The 20,721-nt window shown below is 63.7% G+C and carries 14 protein-coding genes; 4 read left to right on the plus strand and 10 right to left on the minus strand.

Features of this window, described 5'->3' with window-relative positions; all coding sequences use genetic code 11:
• Positions 1 to 57: 57 nt before the first annotated feature.
• The 10 genes from G9408_RS06325 to G9408_RS06370 all read right to left on the minus strand — a co-directional run bounded on the left by G9408_RS06325 (position 58) and on the right by G9408_RS06370 (position 13,947).
• Positions 58 to 798 (minus strand): LuxR C-terminal-related transcriptional regulator, encoded by a 741-nt coding sequence (locus tag G9408_RS06325; protein ID WP_168453144.1) that lies wholly within the window; start codon positions 796 to 798, stop codon positions 58 to 60.
• Between the two features lie 543 nt (positions 799 to 1,341).
• Positions 1,342 to 2,508 (minus strand): transglutaminase-like cysteine peptidase, encoded by a 1,167-nt coding sequence (locus G9408_RS06330; RefSeq protein WP_210423189.1) that lies wholly within the window; start codon positions 2,506 to 2,508, stop codon positions 1,342 to 1,344.
• An 87-nt stretch (positions 2,509 to 2,595) separates the two neighbouring features.
• Positions 2,596 to 3,777: a dipeptidase gene (locus G9408_RS06335; protein WP_168453145.1), complete on the minus strand. Its 1,182-nt coding sequence runs from the start codon at positions 3,775 to 3,777 to the stop codon at positions 2,596 to 2,598.
• Positions 3,774 to 5,351 carry a serine hydrolase gene (locus G9408_RS06340; protein WP_168453146.1) on the minus strand — a complete coding sequence of 526 codons (1,578 nt, stop codon included), beginning with the start codon at positions 5,349 to 5,351 and terminating at the stop codon, positions 3,774 to 3,776. The genes G9408_RS06335 and G9408_RS06340 overlap by 4 nt, the downstream gene beginning before the upstream one ends.
• Positions 5,348 to 6,484 carry a YkvI family membrane protein gene (locus tag G9408_RS06345; protein ID WP_168453147.1) on the minus strand — a complete coding sequence of 379 codons (1,137 nt, stop codon included), beginning with the start codon at positions 6,482 to 6,484 and terminating at the stop codon, positions 5,348 to 5,350. Before G9408_RS06345 ends, G9408_RS06340 begins: the two co-directional genes overlap by 4 nt.
• The gene (locus G9408_RS06350) at positions 6,481 to 7,521 is read right to left on the minus strand and encodes a DUF1611 domain-containing protein (RefSeq protein ID WP_168453148.1); all 1,041 of its coding nucleotides are present in this window, start codon (positions 7,519 to 7,521) and stop codon (positions 6,481 to 6,483) included. Before G9408_RS06350 ends, G9408_RS06345 begins: the two co-directional genes overlap by 4 nt.
• Before the next feature lie 20 nt (positions 7,522 to 7,541).
• A complete protein-coding gene (locus G9408_RS06355; protein WP_168453149.1) occupies positions 7,542 to 9,728 on the minus strand; it encodes a TonB-dependent receptor in 2,187 nt (728 codons plus the stop codon).
• 4 nt (positions 9,729 to 9,732) lie between these two features.
• A complete protein-coding gene (locus tag G9408_RS06360) occupies positions 9,733 to 10,875 on the minus strand; it encodes a dipeptidase (protein WP_168453150.1) in 1,143 nt (380 codons plus the stop codon).
• An 88-nt stretch (positions 10,876 to 10,963) separates the two neighbouring features.
• On the minus strand, positions 10,964 to 11,968 hold the full coding sequence (locus tag G9408_RS06365; RefSeq protein WP_168453151.1) for a dipeptide epimerase: 1,005 nt from the start codon (positions 11,966 to 11,968) through the stop codon (positions 10,964 to 10,966).
• The gene (locus tag G9408_RS06370) at positions 11,968 to 13,947 is read right to left on the minus strand and encodes a serine hydrolase domain-containing protein (protein ID WP_168453152.1); all 1,980 of its coding nucleotides are present in this window, start codon (positions 13,945 to 13,947) and stop codon (positions 11,968 to 11,970) included. Before G9408_RS06370 ends, G9408_RS06365 begins: the two co-directional genes overlap by 1 nt.
• Before the next feature lie 141 nt (positions 13,948 to 14,088).
• On the opposite strand from G9408_RS06370, the gene G9408_RS06375 reads away from it, so the two are divergent.
• The 4 genes from G9408_RS06375 (at position 14,089) to G9408_RS06390 (ending at position 20,694) form a co-directional block, all read left to right on the plus strand.
• Positions 14,089 to 14,712, plus strand: a complete 624-nt coding sequence (locus G9408_RS06375) for a helix-turn-helix domain-containing protein (RefSeq protein ID WP_137869277.1) — start codon at positions 14,089 to 14,091, stop codon at positions 14,710 to 14,712.
• A gap of 19 nt (positions 14,713 to 14,731) precedes the next feature.
• Entirely contained in the window at positions 14,732 to 16,429 is a 1,698-nt protein-coding gene (locus G9408_RS06380; RefSeq protein ID WP_168453153.1) for an N-acyl-D-amino-acid deacylase family protein, read from the plus strand.
• Positions 16,430 to 16,577: 148 nt separating this feature from the next.
• The gene (locus G9408_RS06385; protein ID WP_168453154.1) at positions 16,578 to 17,714 is read left to right on the plus strand and encodes a sensor domain-containing diguanylate cyclase; all 1,137 of its coding nucleotides are present in this window, start codon (positions 16,578 to 16,580) and stop codon (positions 17,712 to 17,714) included.
• A 322-nt stretch (positions 17,715 to 18,036) separates the two neighbouring features.
• On the plus strand, positions 18,037 to 20,694 hold the full coding sequence (locus tag G9408_RS06390) for a TonB-dependent receptor (RefSeq protein WP_168453155.1): 2,658 nt from the start codon (positions 18,037 to 18,039) through the stop codon (positions 20,692 to 20,694).
• Positions 20,695 to 20,721: the final 27 nt, after the last annotated feature.

Raw genomic sequence — 20,721 nt, forward strand, 5'->3', positions numbered from 1 at the left:
GGCGCTGCGGCCATTGCCGTAGCGCCCCTTTGCATGTCGGCGCGGTGCCGGGCCGCGTCAGGCGGCGCGTCCGGCCAACGGCGGCGGCCTAATCGGAGCGCGAACGGGCCTTACCTCGCGGAGATTTAGCTGCACCGGCTCCCCCAGGCCATTCTTGACCCCCCAGGTTGCCGCTTGGGTGCGGTTCTCGACCCCCAACTTGCGCAGGATCGCCTTGACGTGGACCTTGACGGTGGCTTCGCAGATGCCGAATTGCCGCGCGATCACCTTGTTGGCCATTCCGGCCATGATGCTTTCCAGTATTTCGATCTCGCGGTCGGACAAGCCGACCGACGCCGCGCTGCTTTTCCAGTCGCCGCCAAGCGCGGCGGGGACCCAGCTGGTCAGATTGTTCACCAGCTGCGACGGAAAGACCTTTTCTCCCAGTGCCACCAGCTTGATCGATTCGACCAGCGGTGCGCACAGAATTTCCTTGATGATCACGGCATCGACGCCGATCTGAAACGCTTCGACCACATCTTCAAAGACATAATGGTCGAACAGCAACGCCAGGCGTGCCCGATCTTTCTTTGCGACAAGCCGACGGCAGGCGTCGAGGCCATAGCCGGTATCGCCGCCATCGACGACGATGACGTGGCAATCGACGTCGTCCGCAATCCGTCCTTGCGGGTCGAACAACGCCGAAGCATCGGAAACCGATGCCTGGATTTGAAAGCTTTCGCCGGAAAGGATGTTGCGTAACCCTTCCCTCGCGATTTCATATTTCGCTAGAAGCGAAATCTTGATCAACTGCGACATTTCCGCCTCCCCTGAACTCTCAGTCAAGGCGACCCAACTTGTCTGGACTTCGGTCTAAACCCCAAATTCCCTTTGATCTTCATCGCGGCGGACCCCTCCCCACGTTGAATATGTTAACCTTTTAGTTTGGTTATCCAATAACTACCCTAAAGGTTATACAACTAAATGACAGAATCTACGAGGATTTTGATACATACCCACAAAGAGGTATGGTCGCTCGCACGCACAGCATCGCGGGAAAAGCGTCGCCAACGACGACGCGGTCCAAATCGCATCAAATGCAGCAGTTTACGCTGCCGCCGCAGAGCCGCAGATTTGCTAGCCTTTCGGGTGATTTCACCCGAGGGATGCGGCCAGAATTTGGCCACACCCCCTAACAATTCTGGTTAATCGACGACGGTCAATCGAGAAAGACTCCGATTCGAATGTATCGTGCCACGCGAGTCGGGGCCGATTCGATGCTGCCAATCTGACAGCATTTTCGCTCCGTCACAGAAGCATTTGAAATCTGGTGATATGGCGCTGCACGCGCCGGTCAGGCGATCATTTGGTTCCGCGCGATGCCAGGCGCCCGAACATCCGGGGCAGCGCGTTGCCGATCGAAACATGCGCCAAAGCGAGCTTGACGCCGGTGGCAGGCTGCAACGCCGTCTTGAAAGACGGACGCCCATTCGCGGCGCGGGCGGCGCTGGCGAAAGCCGTCGCCGAAACCTTTGGCGCCGCCACTGCGGCCATGACCATGGGCGCCGCGGCGTCGCGATAGCCGTGGATCCAGCGGCGGTCGCCGCTGAACGACATGATCGGGCGCACCGCATTGGCCTGGCGGCCGTCGTAGATGCGGTCGGTCATATTATCGAGGACGACCCAGCCCGCCTGCGACCGCACCATCAAAAACGCATGATCGGCGTTGATCGCGAGGTCGCGCAGCAGGACAAGTTTCATGCGGTCGCCGTCGATGCCCGCCGCGCGCAGCATATGCATTTTCAGGATCGCATAATCTTCGCAATCGCCGCTGCCCCGCGCGACCGTTTCATCGGCGGTCGCCCAAAAGTCGCGCTGCCGATAATTGCGCTCGTCGTCGGCATAGGCGATCTGGCGATTGACCCACAGGTTGACCCGTTCGAGCGTCGTCGCCTCGCCCAGCCCCGGCGTCACCGCAGCGCGATCGAGCTGCGCCTGCATCAGCCACCCGGCGGGAGCGCGACGGACGCGCGCCCAGCGATCGTCAAAGCGCGTCGTATCGACGGGAATGGCGAGCGTACCAAGCTCGCTGTCGGGGTCCGGAGCGGCCGTCGCCAGCACCGCAACCGGCGCGGTGCAATCGACCCGTACCGACACGGCAGCCGGGCGATCGGCATCGAACAGGCGGTCGGCGCCCCGCGAAATCGCGTGGACGACCATCGGATTGGTGAGCGCTGGAGCGGCGTCGACCGTCGGCGCCGGTTGTTCCTGGCTCATCCGGATGCGGTCGAGCGCGCTTGGCGCCTCCGGTTCGAACGGGGCGACGGCGGCAAAGGTCGATGTCGTCGATGGCGGGGCGACAGCGGCTTGGCAGCTATCACCGATCGCAAATGACTTGGCATTGGCCATCTTCATCGCGGTCGCGCCGGTCGCCGCATGCGCCGTCGCGGGCGCCATTGCGGCAAGCGAGAGCGCTGCAACGCTGGCGATGGTTGAAGGATGGAGCCGCGCGAACATAGCGCGAGGCATGCCGAAGCGACGTGAGAATATGCTTCAGCAACATGGTTAACGACGCGTTTAGGAAAGAGGCGCCGCTATGCCGCTACGCCCGATCGATCAGCGGGCCTGCTGCGCGGCCAGAACACGCAGCACATTGCCGCTCCACATTTTTTCGATGTCTGTGTCCGAATAACCCGCGGCTTTCAACCGCTCGGTCACCTTGGGCAACGCTGAAATATCCTCGATCCCCTTCAGCCCGCCGCCGCCGTCCCAGTCGGCGCCGAAGCAGATATGGTCCACCCCGCCGACCTCGATCGCGCGCAACACCATCGCCATATATTTCTCGAAATCGGCCGCCCACAGCGGCTCGGTTTTATCGAGTTCACGCCATTTGCGGTTGAGCTCGGCCTGCTCGGCGGGCGACAGGCTGCCGATGCGTTCATATTGCCCGAACAATTCGCCGCGCGCCGGGGTCATGTTCATGTCCGACATGAAAATTGTCGAGATGCACATCGCGCCGCCCTTTGCGGCCAATGCTTTCAGACGCCCCTCGCCCAGATTACGTGGATGATCGTTGGCCGAGCGCAGGCTCGAATGCGACAGGATGATCGGATACTTCGACAGCGCCAGCAACTGGTCGAACGCCGCGTCCGAAGCATGGCTCGCGTCGATGACGATGCCAAGCCGGTTCATCTCCGCCACCCACTGCCTGCCCAGCGGGCTGAGCCCCTTCCAGCGCGCCTCGCCCGTCGCGCTGTCGGCGAACTGGTTGGTCTTTGAATGCACTGGCCCCGCCATGCGGACGCCCTTTTGGTGGAACTCGGCGAGCAGCGCGAGGTCTTCGCCCAGCGGATAGCTGTTCTCCATCGCTTTATAGGCGATCAGCTTGCCCGCCTTGTTCAGCGTTCGCGCATCGTCAGCCGTTCGCGCCGGACCGATGGCGTCGCCATGCTTGGCGATGGTGGCGTCGATCAGATCCGAGCGCGCGCGCGCGAAGGCCAGCGCATCGGCATAGCCCTTCGCATCGAGCGCGCCCTGTTCGGTGTAGATGACGAAAAAGCCGCCATCGAGGTTGCCGTCCTTCATCCGCGGGATGTCGAGCTGAACCATATCCTCGCTCAGACCGTGGCGGTCGGCAAAGCTCCACCCTTGCCGTTCGAAATGCAGCGGGGTGTCGAGGTGGGTGTCGAGGACCAGCATCCGGTTGTGCAGCGGCGCTTCGGGCGCCTTCACCGCTTGCTCGCCGGTCGAGCAGGCGGACAGCGCGGTGGCGGAGAGCAGGATCGCGAGGTGCTTCACTGCTTGTCCTCCACCGGTTTCAGGTCGAGATCATGATAGTCCCAGCTGAAGTCGGCAATTTTGCTTACCGCCTTCATCGTCACCCCGGTGATCTTGCCGTCGGCGTCGAGCGCAAAGGTGACATAGGCAGGCTCGATCGCCGGGTCATCGAAATCGGTGACGAAGCTGTCATATTGCCAATGCTTCAGCCGCCCCGCCATCCGCGGGGTCGAGGTGAAGTCGATCGTCAGGCCATTCGCCGTGGATCCGACGACGACATCGCCATACCAGGGATCGCGATAGCGCCCGGCATAGCCCGGGAGCGCCAGCGACGGCCCCGATTTTACCGGCGAGGCTTGCGTCTGTTTCAGATATTCCACGCCGCCCGCGAGCCGCGATTGGTACCAGTTCTCCCATTTGTCGATCCAGCCGTAGTCGGGTTGATCGAGATAATGGTCGAGCAGGTCGAAATAGAGACCGAGGAGCATCCCGCTGTCCTCGCTGTTCATCATGATCGCGAAACCGACATTTTTGTCGGGGATCATCACGACGCGGGTAATCGATCCGAACACCCCGCCGCTGTGCTGAACGATACGGTGGCCGCGATAATCCTGCACCTGCCAGCCGAGCGCATAGGCCTGCTGGTTCGGCTGCGCCGGTTTCAGGCTGTCGGGCAGCGGGGTGATCGGCATCGGGGTAACCGGCGCCCACATTTCCTTGGCCTGTGCTTCGCTGAACAGCCGCTTGCCGTTCGGCAGCGCGCCATAGGCCAGCTGGATCTTGAGCCACGCCGCCATATCGTCGGCACTGAGCGCGAGCCCGCCCGCCGGCGCACCATTGCGGCCAAGTTCGTCGCGTTCGTTGAGTGCCTGCTGCGGACCAAGCCCGCGCAGCGGCCCCGACAGCCGCGCGTGCGGCCATGACCGGTTGGCAATGCGAAAACGGTCCTCGCTGTCGGTCGTCCCGTCGCGCATCCCGCCGGGGCGCAGCAGGCGGTCGCGCATGAACACTTCCCACGTCTGGCCGGTAACCTCCTCGATCAACTGCCCCGCCACCGCATAGAGGATATTGTCATAAGCGTAGGCCGAACGAAAACTGGTCTTGGGCTTGAGGAAAGCGACGCGCTCGACCGTCTGTTTGCGCGTCAGGTGGGTGCGCGGCACGAACATCAAATCGCCCTGCCCCAGCCCCAATCCGCTGCGGTGAACCAGCAGATCGCGGATCGTGATCTCGCGCGTGACCCAGGCGTCGTACATGCGGAACCACGGCATATGCTTGATGACCGGATCGTCCCACGCGATCTTGCCTTCATCGACCAGGATCGCGAGCGCCGCCGCGGTCATCGCCTTGCCGGTCGAGCCCGTCTGGAACAGCGTCTGTTTGTCGACCGGCGCGCGTTCGCCAAGCTTGCGAACGCCCCAGCCGCGCGCCAGCGTGGTCTTGCCATCCTCGACGATCGCGATCGACACGCCGGGCGCGCCGATCTTCGTGCGCAGCGCCTCTACGCTTTCGACGATGTCCTTGGGCGGTTCGGCCCAGGCGGGCGCCGCGACCGACAGCATCAACGACAGGGCGAGCAGGCGGACGGTTTTCATGGCAGGGTCTCCATTCGAATGGGAGCGGGGCGCAAGAGGCGCCAGACGCCGATGGTCAGCAGCGGCGCGACAAAGACGATCAGGAACAGCCAGGCGAGGAAGCGATAACCACTCGCGATCAGGTCGACGAGGCCGATGCGCGCGGCGACGAACATGCAGCCGACCAAGATGACGCTGCCGATCGCAGCGCGCGCGCCGGTGCCGAGCGGCGGGCGGCCGCGCGCCTCGACGACCCCCGATACGCGCTCGTTGATCGCATGGATCGCGCCGACCCCGCTTTCGAGCAGCGCGGCAAAGATCATCAGCTGGAACAGGATATGGAACCCCGGCACCGCCATCTGGCGGAGCAGGAAATCGGACGGCAAGGTCTCGGCACCGATTGCGGGGTAAAAGGCCATCATCGCGACGAAGAACAGGATTGCGGGCAGCATGGTCAGCGGTCCCGCGATGATCCCCGCGACCACCGCGTCGCGCTGGCTGGTGAGGTGGCGCAGCACCGGCAGGATGATCACCGCGCCGACGATATTGTAACTGGCGTAGGTCAGCCCGCCCGCGACCCAATTGCCCGACGGCGGCGGCGCATTGGTGAACCCTTCTGCGATCAAGCCGCCGAAGCTGGTCAGCGCGAAGATCAGGAACAGCGCATAAACGGCGTAGATCAGCATCGAGGCATATTTGAACAGCGTCTCGACGGTGTCGGTGCCGAACGCCGTGAAAGCGACGATACTCACCGCCAGCACGATGGACCCCAAAAGTTCGGGCCAGCCAAAGGTCGCCGCGCCGATCGCGCCTGCCGCGGCGCCGAACACGGCGAGGATCAGGATCACGAAGATCAGATAGGCCAGCTCGAACGCAACCCAGCCCGGGCCGAGAAGCCCCCGAAAAAAAGCTCGATAGTCATAGGCGCCCATCTTCCGGGCGAGCGCGAAAGTAACCGCGGCAACGGTGCTCCAGATCAGCGTCGCGAGCAGCATCGCCGACAGCCCGCCCCACGGCCCCGACGGCACGAAATATTCGGCAAGCTCGCGCCCGGTGGCATAGCCGCCGCCGATGATCACCGCCTTCAGCGCCAGTCCGGGCAGCAGGAAGCGCTGGAACCAGCTCGCCCTGCCGCCCGTCTCGCCCACACTCACGCGAGAATATTTTCGACGAGCGCGTCGAAGGAAGCGCCGCCGCGGATCGGGTCGGTTACTGGCAGCCCCAGCTTGGCCCGTTCGGCAGCCATCAGCGCTTCCGCGCTGTCAGCGTCATAGCTCGATGTATTGAGGCTGACCCCGCCGCAGCGGATCGCCGGGTTGGTGCGGCTGCCGAGGCGGATCGTCAGATCGATCACCTCTTCGATCGAGGGCAGCGCAAAGCTTTCCATGCCCAGGATCACCTTGCGTGTCGGATCGTGACAGACGACGAACACATCGGGCTGGCTACCGTGGAGCAGGCCGAGCGACACCGCGGCATAGGCGGGGTTGAAGATCGACCCCTGTCCTTCGATCAAGTCCCAATGATCCGCAGGTGCATCTGGACTCAGAATCTCCGCGGCCCCCGCTTCGAAATCGGAAACGACTGCGTCCATCGGCATCCCGCCCCCCGCGATCATGATGCCGGTCTGCCCCGTCGCGCGGAAATCGGCATCGATGCCGCGTTCGACAAAGGCGCGGTGCAGCGCCAGCGCGGTATATTTCTTGCCGAGCGCGCAGTCGGTGCCGACGGTCAGCAAGCGTTTGCCGCTGCGCTTGCGGCCGTTACCGATCGGGATCGACGGCGGCGGCGTGCGCACATCGATCAGCCGCTGGCCGGTGCGTTTCGCCGCCTCGGCCAGCGCGGGTAGGCTCGCCAGCCGGACGTGCAGCCCGCTGACGATGTCGAGCCCCGCCTCCATTGCCTCGACCAGCGCGGCGATCCAGCTGTCGCCGATCACCCCGCCCTGGTTGGCGACGCCGATCACCAGCGACCGCGCCCCCGCCGCCCGCGCCTCGGCGGGCGACATCGGCGGCAGGCCGGTGGTGACGGTGCAGCCGCCGATCGCCAGCTCGCCGACGCAGCGATCCGCCGCCCAATCGGCCAGACCAAAGGCGGTCTTGGCATAACCCGCCTCGGTCGTGTCGCCGAGGAACAGCAGATAGGGCTGCGGCAGGGTCAGGCTGCTCTCCAGCCTGCCGGTGGGCGCGTTCATCGTTTCCAACTCCAGTCCGTTCAATAGGCCAGGTCGAGCGCGAGGCCGACGGTCCGCGGCTGGAGCGGCGAAATGCCAAGGAAGCTCGGCTGATTGAGCCCGTTGGCAAAGGTCGACCGCGCCATCTCACCCTGATTATCGAGCAGATTGCGGGCATAGGCGCGCAATGTCCAGTGATCGCCCACGGTGATCGAGGCGTTGAGATCGACCGAGGTATAAGCCTTGGCCTTTGCCACCAGCGGATCGCTTTCGACCAGCGACAGCCGGTTGCTGGCGTGGCGGATGCCGGCGCCAAAGCTGCCCTTGTTGCCGCCGCCCAGCTCGAATTCATAATCGGCGCGCAGCGCCCCGCTGAATTTCGGCACCGCGGGCAGGCGGTCGCCCTTGACGCCGCTGATTTCGGGCACATCCTCGCTCAACCCCGCGTCGGTATAGCTGCCGGTCGCGCTGATCGTCAGGCCAGGGGATGGACGCACCGCAAAGCTGCCCTCGATCCCCTTGCTGCGCGCCTTGCCGCCGTTCGCACCGCCCGACACGCCGCCGAACGAACGCACGACCTGGATGTCGGTCCAGTCCATCAGGAACAGCGCGACATCGACCGAAACCATGCGGTCGGCAAAGTCAGCCTTCAAACCCACTTCATAGTTTTTCATGCGGTCGGCATCGACCGTCGGCGGGACGTTCGGAACGATGACGTTCGGTCCGCCGGGACGATAGCCCGTCGCGAGCCGCGCATAGAGCATCGCGTCGTCATTGATGTGGAATTGCGGGCTGATCGAATAGGTGAACACGCTTTCCGCCGATGTGCCGGGATCGTCGGCTTGGGGCACGATCGCCCCCGAGCTGATCTGGCGGAACGTCTGCTTGTTGCGCGCCCAGCGCAGGCCGCCGGTGATTTCGAACTGCTCGCTGAGCTTGAAGGTGCCGTTCCCGAAGATCGCATATTCCTTGTATGTCGCGGGTAGCCCGACGATCGCCAGCGGATCGAGCCCGGGGATCGGATTGCCTGCCATGTCGAACGAGCGAACCAGCTGTGCATTGCTGGTGGTTTCATCGGTGAAGAAGCCGCCGATCAGCCATTCGAACCGTCCGCCGCTCGGCGACGCAAGCCGCAGTTCCTGCGTCCATTTCTTGAGGCCGAGGTCGAGCGAGAACGGCGTGATGCCGGGCGGGACGGCGCCGCCGGTCAGCAGCGGGAACAGCACGCCAAAGGCATAGCTCGCATCCTGCACCTGCGCGCTCTGCGTCTTGCTGTACGTCGTCGCCGAGGTCAGCGTCGCGGCGCCGAAATCATAGTCGAGCGTTGCCGAATAATAGTCGAGGTCGACGTCGAAGGATTCGGGGACAAAATTGTTGAACGAGCGTCCATCGCCCAGCCGCTGTCCGGTCAGGTCGGCGGCGTAGAGGGCGTTGCCGTCGGAATCGAGCGACTGCCAAATCCCGGCCAGCTTCACGCTGAATTCGGGCGTCGGGGTCCACAGCAGCGCCGCGCGGCCGCCGCGCTGTTCATAATCATTCTGATCGGTCAGCGCGGCATTATTGACGCTGTCGACCCAGCCCGGGGTGCTGCGCCAGGCGAAGCTGCCGCTCACTGCCAGCTTGTCCTCCACGATCGGCAGATTGACCATCACCTGCGCGCCCCAGCCAAGCCCGTCGCCGCCCTTGATCGCGAAGCCCTCGGCCCCCGCTTTCACGCTGAAGGCATTGGTGTTCGGCTGGACGGTGACATATTTGACCAAGCCGCCGATCGAGCTCGCGCCATAGAGCGTCCCCTGCGGCCCTTTCAGCACTTCGATCCGTTCCAAATCATAGGGCATCAGGTCGATCGTGAACGAGCCAGCGCGGTTGTAGATCGCGCTCGATCCCACCGGTGCGTCGTCAAGATAAATGCCGACGGTCTGGCTGGAGTTCAGCGGCGCGACACCGCGCAGCGTGATGGTGGTCTGACCGGGCGTACCGCTGTTGCTGACGTTCATGCCGGGAACGTAACCGGCATAGTCAACGAGCGACGCCGAGCCCTGCTGTTGAAGCTCCTCACCATTCACGACGGCGATCGAGATCGGCACGTCCTGGACATTCTGGACGCGCTTTTGCGCGGTGACGACGATTTCGCCCGCCGCCTCGACGGCGCCCGGTTCCTGCGCCTGCGCAGGCATCGCGGCGATCATTGCGGCGATGCTTGCGGCGAAATAAACTCTCTTGTTCATTGTCTTACCCCCAGACTTGCGCCAGCAGGCGGCGGAAATTGCCTCCCAACACGGCAGTGATGTTGTCGTTTGAACAGCCCCGGCGGATCAGTTCCTCGGTCAGGTCAAAGACCTTCAGAGGATGATCGAAACCGTCGATGTCGATCTTGTCGCGAAAGGCGTAGCTGCCCTTGTACGCGCCCTTGAGCAGCGCATATTCTTGCGGTGGCATGTCGTCATAGCCGTGCAGATCGGCGTCGGATCCGATGCCGACATGATCGATCCCGACCAGCTTCGCGACATGGTCGATATGGTCGGCCATATGCCCGACGTTGGTCGGGTCGGTGGTGCGCACGAACATCCGCACCCCGGTAATGCCCATCACCCCGCCCTTGGCCGCCAGCGCCTTGATCGCGGCGTCGGTCTTGACGCGCGGATGATCGACCAGGGCGCGCGCATTGCTGTGCGTGATTGCGATCGGCCCCTTGGCGATCGCTATGGCATCCAGCGTCGTCTTGTCGCCACAATGCGAGACGTCGACCAGCATGCGCTGCTTTTCCATTTCGGCGACGATCGCGGCGCCATAGTCGCTGATCCCGCCGTCGATCCGTTCGGTACTGCCCGATCCGATCATATTCTGGCTGTTGTAGGTCAGCTGCGCGCAGCGCAGGCCAAGGCGGCGGAACAGCGCGACATCCTCGATCTTCTCAAAATGCTCGGCATTCTGGATGCCCATGATGACGGCGCATTTCTTGTCGGCCTTCGCACGATCGAGATCGGCGACGCCATCGACCAGCGTGAACACATGGCTGTTGCGCCCGGCAAAACCCTGCCACCCCGCCAGAAAGGTCAGCGCCTGTTTCTTCGCATCGGGGCCGCCCAACCCGTAAGCATTGTGAAAGCCGGTGATGCCGCTGGCGCGAAACTCCGCGGCTTCGGCATCGGTCAGCCGGTGCGCGACATAATCTTCGGCTAAAGTGATCTTGAGCGGCGCCAGCATGTCGATGACGAGCGACCGCGCGACGAGGTCGACGGCGCGGCGCGAGTAAACGCGCCCCGGTGCGACGGCGAATGCATAGCTTCCCCGGTTCACCATCGGCGCAGACAAGGCGGCGCCGACCGCGCCCGCGATGACCGCGCGGCGCGTTACTGCGAATGACCCCGTCATTCCAGCCTCCCTCTCAACTAAATTTCAATATGACGACTATTGTCCTAATCAGAAAATTGTCAACCCATTTAGGACATAAAATTGTCATCTATCCCCAAATTTCTGCCGGGCAATGGATCATCCCGCCGCGATACTCGACGCCGGGCGCTCGGTCGCGCGCCAGAAAGGTCGGCCCGTCGAGGTCGACGATGTCGCATAGCTGGCCCAGCACGAACGACGGGGCCATCGACAGGCTGGTGCCCATCATGTTGCCGACCATCACGTCGAGCCCCAGCTTGCGCGCCTGCCGCGCGATCGCCAGCCCCTCGGTCAGCCCGCCACATTTATCGAGCTTGATATTGACGACGTCGAAGCGGCCGACCAGCGTCGCGGTATCGGCGAGCGTCACCGCGCTTTCGTCGGCGACAAAGGGCAAAGGCCGCTTCAGCCCGTCCAGATCGGACTCGCGCCCGCGCTTCAGCGGCTGTTCGAGCTGTGCGACGCGGGTCTGGACCAGCACCGGCAGCAGCTCCGCCAGCGTGGCAATGTCATAGCCCTGATTGGCATCGACCCCGATCCACGCATGCGGGCGCGCGGTACGGATCGCGACAATCCGGGCGATGTCGTCGCTGAGGTCGCCGGTCAGCTTGACCTTGATCGGCGCCTCCGGATCGATCGCCAGCGCCGCCTTCGCCATGTTGCCCGCGCTGTCGGCGCCAAGCGTCAAAGTCGAGGGCAGCGCGCGCGGCGGCTTCAATCCGGCCAGTTCCCACACCGGCCGCCCCGCCTGCTTTGCTTCCAGATCCCAATAGGCGCAGTCGAGCGCATTGCGCGCGCCGCCGGGCGGCAGCAACGCCTGCAAATCGGCGCGCGTCGCACCGCGCTCGACTGCCTGGCGCACCCGCGTCGCCTCGGCCAGCATATGGTCGATGTCGTCGCCCAGATAATAGACCCCCGCCCCCTCGCCGCGGCCGACGTGCGTCCCGTCGGAAAGCTCGGCGACAAGCAGCGCGGTTTCGGTAAAGACGTGCCCCGAAATGCGGAACGGCTGGTGATAGGGAAACCGCTCGACCCGAAGGTCGAGCGTCAGTTCCTGTGTCATTTGCGTCGCCATCAATACACCATATCAAAGCCATAAAGGTTGAACGCGAGCGTCACCCACACCAGCACCAGCGCCGCGAGTAGCAGCAGCACCGCGCCGAGCTTCATCGTCCAGCGGCGCTTGTCCTTGATCGTCAGCCACAGGTGCCAGCCGGCGGTTGCCAACAGCCCGAACGAGGCCACCGGGGTCAGGATGCGCAGCAGGTGGATCAGCCAGTCGAGCGGGCCGCCCAGGCTGCCGATATCGGCGGAGAAGGCCGCGATCAGTCCGAGCCAACCCGCCAGCGACGCAAGGACCAGCCAAGCAAAGATGCGCGACAAGCGGTAGGCGCGCCGCGACTGGCCTTCGAGCGCAAAATCGGCCTTGAAGCTGCGCCGCACCAGCGCCCGCACCGGCCAGGCCAAGGCCGCAAGCAGCACGATGCCGAGCGCCGCGATCAGCGCCGGAGTCAGCCAGGCGGCATTGACGCCCGCCGGGGCCGGTTCGAACACCATGAACGGCGATCCGGCATCGACGCTGAAGCGCACCACCCGGCCGTCCTGCACTTCGGCGGCAAGGCGTTCGCCGGTGCCGCGGTCGCGCCACACGAACGGTTCGACCTCGACCCAGTCGCGCGCACCGGCGCCAAGGCCGTCCAATGCGGGGAAGCTGATCTTGCCGTCTTCGGTAAGCGAAATCGTCGCTTGCCCAAGCAGCCCGATCAGGCTCATGAAGTTAGTGAACGATCCGCGGCTGCTGACATAATTGCCGACCATCATCTGCGCATGTTCGTTCGCGGTCTTGGCATCGACTTGGCCCGCCTTGTCCTCGCCCGGCAGATAGCGATCGGCAAATTTGTGGAACAACGCGCTGCGTATCGCGCCCGCATCGCCCTGCGTCCCGGCGCTGTTCATCGACACATACACGCCGATGTCATCCTCGGGGAACAGCCACAGATAGGAGTGGAACCAGACCGTATCGCCGCCATGCGCGATCGCGCGCCGACCGTTGACCCATTGCTCGTAGAAACCAAGCGCCATGCTGTTGAGCGGGCCGACACCAGGCGCCTTGAAATCGTGCATCTGCTTGGTCGTGGCAGCCGACATCAGCCCAGCGCCGTCATTGAGGTGCGCGATCATGAACTTCGCCATGTCGGCGCCGCTCGCCGACAGGCTGCCGGCCGGTCCGGGGATCACGATCTCGAAGGGCTTCGCCTTTTGCGTGATGTCGGGATAGCCCTTGGCCATATGCGGCGCGAGGCGCGCGGGCAGCGGCTGGCGGAACGTCGAATGATTCATCCCGAGCGGCTTGAAGATGTGATTTTCGATATAATTATCGAACGGCTCGCCGCTGACGCGCTCGACGATATAGCCTGCGAGCGCCGTCGCATAGTTGGAGTAAGCGGGGGTCGTCCCCGGCGCAAAGACCCGCTCGGGCAGCGCCAGCGGCATCTGCTGCTTCAGCGTCATCACCGCCTTGGGATCGCTGCTGATCAGGTGACGCACCGACTCTTCGAACCCCGGGGTGTGGGTCATGATGTTGCGCATCGTGACCGGCTTGCCCTGATAAGGCGGGATCTTGAAATCGAGATAGGCGTTCACATCCTTGTCGAGGTCGATCTTGCCCGCCTCGACCTGTTGCATCACCGCGGTCCAGGTCAGCAGTTTCGACACCGATCCGGGGCGGAACATCGTCGTTTCGGGGAGCACCGGCGCGCGCTTGGCAACATCGGCAAAGCCATAGCCTTTTTGCAGCACGACCTGGTTCCCGCGGACGACGACGACCACCGCGCCGGGGATCCGCGCGCGTTCGAGCGCATAGGGCAGATAGCCGTCCATCCACGCTTCAAGGTCCGCTGCATCAAGCGTAACCGGCGCCTTCGGCGTGGCAGGACTGACCACGGCGGCTGTTTCGACTTTCTTCGCCGTCGGTGCGGGCAGCGGCCCCTGTGCCGCCAGCGGCAGCGCGGCGAGCGCCGCCAGTCCGATCATCGCCTTGCGGATGAAACGCATCACTTTCCCCTTTTGTCTGGGTCGCCCTGTCTGACCTTGCAGCAAGCGGCGCGACGCCTTACCAAGGGTCAACAACTGTTAACCCAATAGGGACATAATGATCCTGATTAGAAAATTGTCAAACATGGAATGGAAATTTTGATGGCGGCGCGTGCGGCCCCACCCACACTCGGCACCGTGATGAAGAGCATTCGCTCGCGAAACGGCTGGACACTCAAGGAGATGAGCGCGAAATCGGGGATCCCGGTCTCGACGCTGTCGAAGGTCGAACATGACCGGCTGACGCTCAGTTACGACAAGCTCCAGCAGCTCAGCCAGCGACTCAGCATCCGCATGTCGGACCTGTTTGCCGAGGATGAGGGCGACACCACTCCGCGCGTCACCGGCCGCCGCAGCGTCGGAACGATCGATCAGGCAGTGCGCGTCACGACCGACAATTACGACTATCATTACCTCTGCACCGACCTGCGCCAGAAACGGATGATCCCGATCATCACCCGCATCCGCGCGCACAGCGCGAGCGAGTTCGGCGAGCTGGTCCGCCACCAGGGTGAGGAGTTCATCTATGTGCTCGAGGGCGCGATCGAGATTCACACCGAATTTTACGATCCCGTCGCGCTCAAGACCGGCGAGGGCATCTATCTCGATTCGTCGATGGGCCACGCTTATGTCGTCGCCGACGGGTTCGACGAGGCGCTGGTGCTCGGTGTCTGTTCGAGCGCCGACGACGGGCTGATGGATTCGCTCATGAGCCTGCACGGCTGATCCCAATCGGAGAAAATTGATGACCTCGTCGCGGCGCTTCGTCCCATCGGTCCTGCTGCTCGCCAGTTCGATGCTGCTGTCGGCATCCGTTGGCGCTCAGGCGCCTGCCTATGACCTGATCATCCGCGGCGGCACGCTCTACGACGGATCGGGCCAGCCGCCGGTTGTCGGCGATGTCGCGATCAAGGACGACCGGATCGTTGCCGTCGGCAAGGTCTCTGGAACCGCTAAAAATGAAGTGCAGGCCAACGGCATGGCGGTCGCGCCGGGGTTCATCAACATGCTCAGCTGGGCGACCGAATCGCTGATCGTCGATCCCAAAAGCCAAAGCGACATTCGGCAGGGCGTGACGCTGGAGGTGATGGGCGAAGGCTGGTCAATGGGGCCGCTCAGCCCGGCAATGAAGGCGCAGGAGATCGAACGTCAGGGCGACCTCAAATTCCCGATCGAATGGACCAGCCTCGGCGATTATCTCGGCTATCTGGAAAAACGCGGCGTTTCGACCAATGTCGCAAGCTTCGTCGGCGCGGCGACGGTGCGCGTCCACGAGCTCGGCGAAGGCGATGTCGATCCGACCCCGGCGCAGCTCGACCGGATGCGCGCGCTCGTGCGCCAGGCGATGAACGAAGGCGCGATGGGGGTCGGCAGCTCGCTGATCTACGCCCCCGGCTCCTATGCCGAAACCGACGAACTGGTTGCGCTGACCAGCGAGGCCGCGAAATGCGGCGGCATGTACATCAGCCATATGCGTTCCGAAGGCGACCGGCTGGAGGAAGCCGTCGACGAACTCATCGAAATTTCGCGGCGCTCGGGCGCACCTGCCGAAATCTATCACCTCAAGATGGCGGGACGCAGCAATTGGGGCAAGCTCGATGCCGTCGTCGCCAAGATCGAGGCTGCGCGCGCCGCGGGCCAGCGGATCACCACCGACATGTACACCTATACCGCCGGCGCGACCGGGCTCGACGCCGCGATGCCAACCTGGGTGCAGGCCGGCGGGCTGGAAGCGTGGATCGAGCGGCTGAAGGACCCCGCCACCCGCGCGCGCGTTGCCGCCGAAATGCAGCAGCCCGGCAGCGATTGGGAAAATCTCTACTTGGGCGCGGGCGCCGACAAGATGATCCTCTCGGGCTTCAAGAACGAGAAGCTCAAACCGCTGACCGGCAAGACGCTCGCCGAAGTCGCGACGATGCGCGGCAAATCGCCCGAGGAAACCGCGATGGACCTGGTGGTCGAGGACGGATCACGCGTCGGCACCGTCTATTTCCTGATGTCCGAGGACAATGTCCGCAAGCAGATCCAGCTGCCATGGATGAGCTTCGGGTCCGATGGCGCATCGCAGGCGGCCGAGGGCGACTTCCTGAAATCGGGCGCGCATCCGCGCACCTATGGAAATTTTGCGCGGCTGCTCGGGCGCTATGTCCGCGACGAAAAGCTGATCTCGCTCGAGCAGGCGGTGTACCGCCTCACCACCCTGCCCGCGACCAATCTGGGGATCAGGGAGCGCGGCGCGCTGAAGCCCGGCTATTTTGCCGATATCGTTGTCTTTGATCCGGCCAAGGTCGCCGATCGCTCGACCTTCGAGGATCCGCACCAATATTCGGTCGGCGTGCGCGACGTGTTCGTCAACGGCGTGGCCGTGCTGCGCGATGGCGACCATAGCGGCGCGACGCCCGGGCGCGCGGTGCGCGGGGCGGGCTGGAACCGATGCCCATGACCCCGCGCCGGCGGCGCCGAAAAATGCGTATAACTAAGCTGCTGTTTTGACGCTGGTTTGCATGAACTAGTCCATCGACCCGGCGCCAAAGCGCAAATTCCTTCCAGAATCGGCTTAAAAGCGTCGATGCGAGCCCGTTAATTCTCGCATGACCACCAAAGCAACCCCATCGAACGAGCCGGTAGGACGGCTTCTGGATTGGCTGGGACTTCGCCCGGGGCGAAACAATCCCGCGGCAGGACGCCCGGCGCCCCCGGACGGTGGCGGCACGCGCGACCTTGCGCAGTTGGCGCGGCATCAGCTGATCGGTACGATCATGGCCTTTCTGGTCGACAACGACCTCGACGTGTCGCCCGCGAACCTGTTGCTCGCGCATGGCGCCTTTTCGGGCATGAACCCGCCGCTCGCCCGGCAAATTACCGCGCGGTCGCAATCGCCCGAGGGGATCACGCAGCAATGGCTCAACGAGCTGAGCGAACAGAATAGCGCCCCCGCCGACCACGCCGATCTCGACCGCCTGATGACGCGGCTCGAAACCAATCTCGAATCCTTTCATGCCCACGCCAAGGAAGCGCGGAGCGTCACCAGCGATTACGGCACCGAACTCGAACAGCATGTCGACGATCTGGAACAGCTCCAGAAAACCGGGCGGATCGTCTCGAGCCTCGCCGATCTTGCCAAGGTCATGCTGGAGCGCACGCGCAAGGCCGAAGACCATATGCGCAAGAGCGAGGATGAGGCCAAGGCGCTGCGCCGCAGCCTCGAGCGCGCCAAGCGCGACGCCGAGCTCGATTTCCTGACCGGCCTGCCCAACCGCCGCGCATTCGAAATCCTGCTCGAACGTCATTACAAGGAAGCCCGCGCCGCCTGCGAACCGCTCAGCGTCGCCTTTTGCGACATCGACGAGTTCAAGAAGGTCAACGATCTTCATGGCCATGAAGCCGGTGACCGCGTGATCAAGGCCATCGCCGACACGCTGGCGCGCATTTCCGACGATCGCTGTCACGTCGCCCGTCATGGCGGCGAGGAATTTGTCATGCTGTTCCGTGGCCTGACCCCGACCCAAGCGGCGCAGCGACTCGACGAGGCGCGCGAAGGGTTGGCCGAACGCCGCCTGATCAACCGCAAGACCGACGAGCCGTTCGGGCAGATTACCTTCTCGGGCGGGGTCGCCGACGTCTTTGGCTATGGCGAAACGCGCGGCGCGCTCAAGGCCGCCGACGACGCCCTGTACAAAGCGAAAGCAGGCGGTCGCAACCGCATCGAACTCGCCGAACCCAACTGAACCAAGCTTCCCGCAAGGGGGCGGGACGCCGCGGATCATCGCGCACCAGAGCGCGACGATCCGCGGCGATTTTCGTGCATGGCGGCGCGACCGGCGGGCAAGGACCGCTGCCGCCGCCTGTTCCAATGTCGGCAGGCCACCTCCGGCACGCAGCGCGCATCTTAACAAGTCCAATATAATACCAATTTTGATATTGGCGCCCCGCCGCTGCGCCCCACAGTAAGCATTCGCCCCCGCATAACTCCAATCTTGACAGCATAAGCAGGATTGTTATGACTTATGCATTACCAATAAAGACCAACGGATCTTTGGGAGGATCGACATGCTGAAATCAAATCGCCTTTTTGCCACCGCAAGCATTCTCGCGTTCGCGACCTGCATTACCCCGGCGGCGGCGCAAGGCACCGACGCGGCAGCTGCTGATGAAATCGTCGTCACGGGCTTTCGCGGCTCGGTAGCTCAGTCGATCGACGCCAAGCGCGACCTGGCGGTCATCGCCGACGTCGTGACCGCCGAAGACATCGGCAAATTCCCCGACAAGAACGTCGCCGAAGCGCTGCAGCGCGTTCCCGGTATTGTCGTCAATCGCGAATTCGGCGAAGGCGAGCGCGTCTCGCTGCGCGGTACTGCCCCCAACCTCACCAAGACGCTGCTCAATGGCCACTCGGTCGCCACCGCCGACTGGTTCATCCTCGATCAGGTCGCCTCGACCCGGAGCTTCAACTATCTGACCCTGCCCGCCGAAATCGTCGGCCGCCTCGAAGTCTATAAGAGCCCGCAGGCCGATGTCGAGGAAGGCGGCGTTGGCGGCACGATCAACGTCATCACCCGCAACCCGCTCGACCTCGAACCCTTCGCCGTCTCGGCGTCGCTGCAGGGCGTCTATTCGGACTTGTCGGGCAAGGTCGATCCGCAGGTTTCGGGGCTGGTCAGCTGGAAAAATGCCGACGAGACCTTTGGCGTCCTGATCGGCGGCATTTATCAGAAGCGCCGCACCCGCCGCGACGGCCTTGAAATCTTTGGCTATCGCCCCGCCGGCGGTGGCCAGACCGCGCTTATTCCCACGCTGATCGGTTCGACGATGTTCGAACAGAATCGCGAGCGCTATGGCGCCAATATCGGGATCCAGTTCCGCCCCTCGGACGAGCTCGAGATCAACATCACCGGGCTTTATTCGCGCTTCAACGCCGACAACTTCAACCAGAATTATCTCGCCTGGGGCGATCAGGCGCTCGGCGGCGGCGGCACGCTGACCAACGCCGTGGTGCAGGACGGCATCGCGGTCGCGGGCACCATCGCGTCGCGGAACAATGGCACCGAGGGATTTGGCGTCGTCTATGACGCGATCGATCGTCAGGCAGTTGCCAAGACCGTGTCGGCCGACTTCGACCTGACCTATCGCCCCAGCGACACGCTGACCGTCCATTTCAAGGCGGGCTGGACCAAGGCGAATGGCGATACGAGCAACGAGAATTTCATCGAATTCGCGGGGCCGGGCCGCTTCACCTATGACCTGCGCAGCGGTCGCCCCGAAGTCAGCTTTGGCAGCCCCAGCCCGCTCAACCCGGCGGGCATCCGCCCCGACTTCGCGCGCATCCAGTCGGTGACCAACGATGACGAGGAAAAATATCTTTACCTCGACCTCGAGAAGGAGGTCGAATGGGGTCCGCTGACCGCGCTGAAATTTGGCGTCAAATATACCGACCATGATCGCGTCGCCGAACGCTTCGCGACCAATGGCGGCGTCTTCACCCCCGGCCTGCGTTGCAGCGGCGCGCCATGCACCTCGGCGAGCTTTGCCACCGGCGGCGGCATGCCCGGCGACTTCCTCGACAATATCGCGTCTGATGGCACGCTGACCGACTATTGGCGCGTCGACCCGGCCAAGCTGCGGGCGATTTATGCCGCGCAGACCTCCCCGGGAACCGATCGCTTCCTCGTCCCCGGCAACAGCTATTCGATCAATGAAAAGGCCTATGGCGGCTACGGCCTCGCGAAATTCGGCGGCGACAACTGGCGCGGGAATGTTGGCCTGCGTGTGATCACGACCGACCAGACGTCGCAAGGCTTCATCATCGGCGGCGCCAACCCACAGTTCACCAACCCGTTCGGCGGCTTTACGCCGAGCACCGCGAAGCGCTCCTACACCGACGTCCTGCCGAGCGCGAACCTGTCGCTCGACCTGTCGGATCAGGTGGTGCTGCGCTTCGGCGCGGGCAAGACGGTGACGCGCCCCGACTTTGTCGACATCACCCCCGGCGTCGATCTCAACGGCACCCTGCTCACCGGACGCGGCGGCGATCCGAACCTCGACCCCTACCGCGCCAACCAATATGACCTGTCGGTCGAATGGTACCCCGATCGCGAAACGATCGTCGCGCTTGCCGCATTCTACAAGGATATCCAGTCGTATATCGTGAATGCGACGTCGGTCGAAACCCTGCCCGGGGTCTTCGTCCCGGGATCGCAGCCCGCAGGCTGCGTCGCGGCGGGCGGCGGCAATCCGAACCTGTTCAATTGCCCCTATCAGATCAACCGCCGCAGCAACGGGACCGGCGGCCGCAACCAGGGCTTCGAATTCCAGGTGTCGCGCCCGATCTGGGGCGGCTTTGGCGCGGTGGTGAATTACACCTATTCGGACGCCAAGGCGAACAATGGCGACCCGATCCCGGGCAATTCGAAACACGCGCTCAACCTGACGGGCTATTATGAAAACGACCTGCTCAGCGCGCGCCTGTCGTACAATTATCGCTCGAAATTCTTCATCGACATCGACCGCGCCGCACCGCTCAATCAGGCCGCCCTGTCGTCGCTCGATGCGTCGGTCAGCGTCAACGTCACCGACGGCATCGCGCTGACCCTCGACGCGGTCAACCTGACCAACGAGCCGATCGAGCAATATTCGGGCACCCGGGCGCAGCCGCGCGCGACCTACGACAATGGTCGCCAATTCTACTTCGGCGTCCGCGCCAAATTCTGACACTGGGCGCAGCGGCCGCACCAGCTC

This window comes from Sphingopyxis microcysteis, assembly GCF_012274265.1.
In the GTDB taxonomy this organism is placed as follows: domain Bacteria; phylum Pseudomonadota; class Alphaproteobacteria; order Sphingomonadales; family Sphingomonadaceae; genus Sphingopyxis; species Sphingopyxis microcysteis.

Coding starts and splice junctions, on each gene's coding strand:
- G9408_RS06325 (WP_168453144.1), bottom strand. CDS start 798: ATGTCGCAGTTGATCAAGATTTCGCTTCTAGCGAAATATGAAATCGCG.
- G9408_RS06330 (WP_210423189.1), bottom strand. CDS start 2,508: ATGCCTCGCGCTATGTTCGCGCGGCTCCATCCTTCAACCATCGCCAGC.
- G9408_RS06340 (WP_168453146.1), bottom strand. CDS start 5,351: ATGAAAACCGTCCGCCTGCTCGCCCTGTCGTTGATGCTGTCGGTCGCG.
- G9408_RS06350 (WP_168453148.1), bottom strand. CDS start 7,521: ATGAACGCGCCCACCGGCAGGCTGGAGAGCAGCCTGACCCTGCCGCAG.
- G9408_RS06355 (WP_168453149.1), bottom strand. CDS start 9,728: ATGAACAAGAGAGTTTATTTCGCCGCAAGCATCGCCGCAATGATCGCC.
- G9408_RS06360 (WP_168453150.1), bottom strand. CDS start 10,875: ATGACGGGGTCATTCGCAGTAACGCGCCGCGCGGTCATCGCGGGCGCG.
- G9408_RS06365 (WP_168453151.1), bottom strand. CDS start 11,968: ATGGCGACGCAAATGACACAGGAACTGACGCTCGACCTTCGGGTCGAG.
- G9408_RS06370 (WP_168453152.1), bottom strand. CDS start 13,947: ATGCGTTTCATCCGCAAGGCGATGATCGGACTGGCGGCGCTCGCCGCG.
- G9408_RS06375 (WP_137869277.1), top strand. CDS start 14,089: ATGGCGGCGCGTGCGGCCCCACCCACACTCGGCACCGTGATGAAGAGC.
- G9408_RS06380 (WP_168453153.1), top strand. CDS start 14,732: ATGACCTCGTCGCGGCGCTTCGTCCCATCGGTCCTGCTGCTCGCCAGT.
- G9408_RS06385 (WP_168453154.1), top strand. CDS start 16,578: ATGACCACCAAAGCAACCCCATCGAACGAGCCGGTAGGACGGCTTCTG.
- G9408_RS06390 (WP_168453155.1), top strand. CDS start 18,037: ATGCTGAAATCAAATCGCCTTTTTGCCACCGCAAGCATTCTCGCGTTC.